A 1,374-nucleotide genomic window follows, 5' to 3' on the forward strand; every position below is an offset into this window, starting at 1 on the left:
CGTCGGCGCCGAGATCGAGCCATCGCCATTTGCCGTGGAGCCGCCGCCCATCGCGTCTGCCGTCGAGCTAGCCAGGTTGTAAAGCTGCGTGCCGTTCACCGCGTCGAGGCTCGATTCGGTCACCGCACCCGCTGCCACGTTGGTCAACGTGACTGCCGCATGGTCCGAGCCGCCCAGCGTGACCTTGCCCAGCGACTTGTCGTCGTAGGCCACAAACGCGTTGTTGATGTTGCCCGATGCGTCGGTCGTTGCGCCCAGTGCGTACAATTGCGAACCGTTCACCGCGTCGGAACTCGATGCTGTCAGCGTGCCATTCGTCAAATTCGTCAGGAGCACGGTTGACGTTGCGTTCTGCCCGCCGAAGGTCACCTTGGTGTGTGCCGTCGAGTCATAGATCACGCCGTCCACGTTACCACTCACCGCTGCGGCCATGACCGCGTCGAGGGCCGTACCAACGTCATTGTAGGTATGGTCTGAGAGGATATAGGTTGGTGCGCCGATCGAGCCATCCGCGTTCACCTGCGTCTTGCCACCCAATGCCTGAGCCGTCGAACTGGCCAGACCGTAGAGCTGCGTGCCGTTCACCGCGTCGAGGCTCGACGCATTGACTGCACCCGCCTTGACATTATGGAGCGCCACCCCGGTGCTTGTACCGACACCGCCCAGCGTGACCGAGCTCTTCGACGTGTCGTCGTAGGCCACGAACGCGTTCGTGATGTTGCCCGATGCGTCGGTCGTCGCGCCCAGTGCGTACAGCTGTGAACCGTTCACCGCGTCAACGCTCGAGGCAGTCAAACCGCCGTTCGCCACGTTCGTCAGCCCCACCGGCGTGGTCGAACCTACACCGCCCAGCGTCACCTTGTCATGCGCCGACGAGTCATACACCACGGCATCAGCGATCGTGCCGTTAATGCTCGTGATGTCGCCATAGAGCGCCGTGAACGTATCACCGGCGTTGTTGTACGTCTTGCCGCCGATGTTGTATGTCGGCGCCGAGATCGAACCATCGCCATTTGCCGTGGAGCCGCCGCCCATCGCATCTGCCGTCGAGCTGGCCAGGTTGTAAAGCTGCGTGCCGTTCACCGCGTCGAGGCTCGAGGCAGTCACGGCACCCGCTGCCACGTTCGTCAGCGCCACCGGCGTGCCCGAATCCACACCGCCCAGCGTCACCTTGCTCTTCGACGTGTCGTCGTAGGCTACGAACGCATTCGTGATGTTGCCCGATGCGTCGGTCGTCGCGCCCAGTGCGTACAGCTGCGAACCGTTCACCGCGTCAACACTCGCCGCGCTCAGCGCGCCGTTCGCCACGTTCGTCAACGCCACCGTCGTGCTCGAATCCACACCACCCAGCGTCACCTTGTCATGCGCCGACGA

1 pseudogene is annotated in these 1,374 nt (G+C 63.4%); it reads right to left on the minus strand.

Annotated features, from left to right (window positions below):
• Positions 1–1,374: pseudogene (locus tag U5A58_RS40335) on the minus strand (hemagglutinin); the annotation flags it as partial.

The sequence above is a fragment of the Paraburkholderia sp. J7 genome, from assembly GCF_905220155.1.
Lineage (GTDB): Bacteria > Pseudomonadota > Gammaproteobacteria > Burkholderiales > Burkholderiaceae > Paraburkholderia.